The sequence below is a fragment of the Inquilinus sp. genome (assembly GCF_039594555.1).
Taxonomy (GTDB): domain Bacteria; phylum Pseudomonadota; class Alphaproteobacteria; order DSM-16000; family Inquilinaceae; genus Inquilinus.
This window is the reverse complement of record NZ_JBCNNF010000584.1, coordinates 1-3,290: the sequence shown is the minus strand read 5'-3', so window position 1 is coordinate 3,290 and position 3,290 is coordinate 1. Positions and strand designations below refer to the sequence as shown.

Annotated in this window: 4 protein-coding genes; all 4 read right to left on the bottom strand. The window is 74.2% G+C overall.

What is annotated here, in order from left to right:
- Positions 1-916, bottom strand: a 916-nt coding sequence (locus ABDW35_RS34470) for an ABC transporter ATP-binding protein (protein WP_343718358.1), incomplete at its 3' end; no start/stop codon positions are given.
- A complete protein-coding gene (locus ABDW35_RS34465) occupies positions 913-1,746 on the bottom strand; it encodes an ABC transporter permease (RefSeq protein WP_343718357.1) in 834 nt (277 codons plus the stop codon). The genes ABDW35_RS34470 and ABDW35_RS34465, both read right to left, overlap by 4 nt.
- Positions 1,747-1,945: 199 nt before the next feature.
- A complete protein-coding gene (locus ABDW35_RS34460; protein ID WP_343718356.1) occupies positions 1,946-2,926 on the bottom strand; it encodes an ABC transporter permease in 981 nt (326 codons plus the stop codon).
- A 103-nt stretch (positions 2,927-3,029) separates the two neighbouring features.
- Positions 3,030-3,206, bottom strand: a complete 177-nt coding sequence (locus ABDW35_RS34455; RefSeq protein WP_343718355.1) for a hypothetical protein — start codon at positions 3,204-3,206, stop codon at positions 3,030-3,032.
- Positions 3,207-3,290 lie beyond the last annotated feature (84 nt).

The window sequence follows — 3,290 nt, the reverse complement described above, 5'->3', positions numbered from 1 at the left end:
CACGTGCTAAACGTGGCAGGCCAACAGCACCTTTTTCAACTGCAAAGGCAGGGGCCCCCTCCCGCAAGGGGAGGGGGGACTCGGGTGGCTTGGGCTGAAGCGCTGGCTTGCCCCTCGCCCATCGCGGCGCATCGTCGACGGACAGCGTCGCGGCCAGCAGCTCGCGGGTGTAGCCGTGCCTCGGAGCGTCCAGCACCTGCCGTGCCACCCCCGTCTCGACCAGCCGCCCCGCCTTCATCACCGCCACGCGGTCGGCCAGCTCGGCGACCACGCCGAGGTCGTGGGTGACCAGCAGCAGGGCCATGCCGCGGCGGTCGCGCAAGCGTCGGAACAGGTCGAGGATCTGGGCCTGGACGGTGACGTCGAGCGCCGTGGTCGGCTCGTCCGCGATCAAGACCTCCGGCCCCGCCGCCAGCGCCATGGCGATCATCGCCCGCTGGCGCATGCCGCCGGACAGCTCGTGGGGCCAGGCGCCGGCCCGGGCGGCGGGGTCGGCGATGCCGACCTCGGCCAGCAGCTCCACCGCCCGCGCCCGCGCCGCCCGGCCATGGCAGACGCCGTGCGCCGCCAGCACCTCGCGCACCTGCTCGCCCACCGTCAGCACCGGGTTGAGGCTGGTCACCGGCTCCTGGAACACCATGCCGATGCGGCCGCCGCGCACCGGGCGCAGCGCCGGCTCCGCCAGGCCCAGCAGCTCCGCCCCCGCGAGGCGGATCGAGCCGGCGATGCGGGCCTGCGGCGGCAGCAGGCCGAGCGGCGCCATGGCGACAGTCGACTTGCCGGAGCCGGATTCGCCGACCAGCGCCAGCGTCTCCCCGGCCGCGAGGTCGAGGTCCACCCCGTCCACCGCCCGCACCGCCGCCCCCTCCCCCAGGTAGTCGACGGTCAGGCCGCGGATCGAGAGCACCCCGCTCACCGGCGCCTCCGCCGCGGGTCGAGCGCGGCGGTCAGCGCCTCGCCGAGCAGGCTGACCGAGAGCACGGCGACGACGATGGCGAGGCCGGGGATGGCGGAGAGCCACCAGGCGCTGCGCAGCACGGCGCGGCCATCCGCGATCATGCTGCCCCAGCTGACCCGGTTCGGGTCGCCGAGGCCGAGGAAGGACAGCGCCGACTCGATCAGGATGGCGCTGGCGGTGATCACGGTGGCCAGCACCAGCACCGGCGCCAGGGCGTTGGGCAGCAGCTTGGCGAAGGCGATCCGCGCCCAGCCCATGCCCATGCAGCGATAGGCATCGACGAAGTCGCGCCGCGCCAGGGCCATCACCTCGGCCCGCACCACCCGGGCCGGGCTGGGCCAGGCGCCGAGGCCGATGGCGACGACGATGCTGCCGAGCGACGGCCCCAGCACCAGGATCAGCGCCAGGGCCAGGATGAAGCTGGGCACGGTCTGCACCGCCTCGGTCAGCCGCATCAGCGCCTCGTCCACCCAGCCGCCGAGGAAGCCGGCGGTGGTGCCGACCAGCAGGCCGATGCCGACCGCCAGCACCGCCGCCGCGGCGCCGACCAGCAGCGAGACCCGGGCGCCGTGCAGCAGCTCGGCCAGCACGTCGCGGCCGAGCCGGTCGGTGCCCAGCCAATGCGCCGCGTCCTGGAACGGCGGCAGCCGCGCCGGCCCCACGATCGCCATCGGGTCGCCGGGGAAGACCCAGCCGGCAACCAGCGCCATGCCCAGCACCAGCGCCAGCCCGGCGAGGCCGAGCCGCCCGGCCCGGTCGGCCAGGAAGCGGCGGAGGACGCGTCTCATGGTCGCCCTCGCCGGCCGGGCCGCATGCTCGGATTGCCTCTCCCGCTTGCGGGAGAGGTCGGAGACGCGAAGCGGCTCCGGGTGAGGGGGGGACGTCGAGGCCGGGACCAGCCCTCACCCGGTCTCGCTGGCGCGAGCCCGACCTCTCCCGCGTCCGGCGGGAGAGGCAATCCGAGCGGACCGGAGGGATGCAGCCTCCTCATCGCGCTCCCCGCAGCCGGGGGTCCAGCCTGGCATAAAGCAGGTCGACCGCGAGGTTCACCAGCACCGTCACCACCGCGCTGGCCAGGATGATGCCGAGCAGCAGGTTGAGGTCGCGCCGGGTCACCGCCTCGAAGGCCAGGCGGCCGAGGCCGGGGATGGCGAAGACGCTCTCGACCACCACGCTGCCGCCCAGCAGCATGCCGAAATGGATGCCGAACACGGTGACCATGGGCAGCAGCGCGTTGCGCACCACATGGCGCCAGGTGATGCGGCCGGGCGGCAGGCCCTTGGCCCGGGCGGTGCGGACGAAGTCGCTGCCCGCCACCTCCAGCATGCCGGCGCGCATCAGGCGGAGGTAGACCGCGACATAGATCAGCGACAGCGCCACGGTCGGCAGCACCAGGTGCTCGCCGACATCGGCCGCATAGGCCCAGCCGGTGTCGAAGGCGGGCACGGTGGCGATGCCGCCCAGCGGCAGCCAGCGCAGCCTGACCGCGAAGGCCACGATCAGCATCAGCCCGATCCAGAAGCCGGGCATGGCGTACAGCACGAGGCCGAAGCCGGTCAGCAGCGTGTCGAGCCAGCCGCGCCCGCGGATCCGGCTCTGCGCCGCGGCGACGCCGAGCAGCGTGCCGGCGGAGAGCGCGAGCGACAGGGCCGCGGCCATCAAGAGCGCGGTGTTGCCCGCCCGCTCCAGCACCAGCCCCAGCACCGGGCGGGAGAAGCCGACCGACCAGCCGAGGTCGAGCCGGGCGACATGGGCGAGGTAGAGGCCGAGCTGCACCGGCCAGGGCTGGTCCAGCCCGTATTCGGCGCGCAGCCGGGCGACCAGCCCGGCATCGCCGCCGCCCATCTCGACCACCAGCGCGTCGACGGCGTCGCCCGGCGCCAGCCGCAGCAGCAGGAAGGCCAGGCAGACGACGATCAGCAGCACCGGCACCGCCTGGACCAGGCGCCGGGCGAGGAGCGACTTCATCGGGCGGCTCCGGCTTCCGCGGGAGCGGCAGCTTAGCGCGCGGAGTCCGGGAATTCACCGCCGTCGCGCGGCGCCCCGTTCGCCCGGGAGGATCGGCCCCGCCCTATGCCGCCGGCGGCTCGGCGCGGGCCCGGCGCAGCTCGTTCACCCGCGCGCGGAAGGCGTCCATCCGCTCCCGTGGCTCGGAGGTCGGGAACAGGACCAGGCCGCTCCCGGCGGAGATCCGGATCCGGGGGTCCTGGACCTCGACCTCGGTGATGCTGCCGAGCGGGAAGTCCATTACGAACTCCTCCCGCTCGCGCCGGCGGTATCACTCGGAGGAAGGCAAACAAGGGTCTAGTCTTACGTGTCCGGAACTAGAGGG

Coding starts and splice junctions, on each gene's coding strand:
- ABDW35_RS34465 (WP_343718357.1), bottom strand. CDS start 1,746: ATGAGACGCGTCCTCCGCCGCTTCCTGGCCGACCGGGCCGGGCGGCTC.
- ABDW35_RS34460 (WP_343718356.1), bottom strand. CDS start 2,926: ATGAAGTCGCTCCTCGCCCGGCGCCTGGTCCAGGCGGTGCCGGTGCTG.
- ABDW35_RS34455 (WP_343718355.1), bottom strand. CDS start 3,206: ATGGACTTCCCGCTCGGCAGCATCACCGAGGTCGAGGTCCAGGACCCC.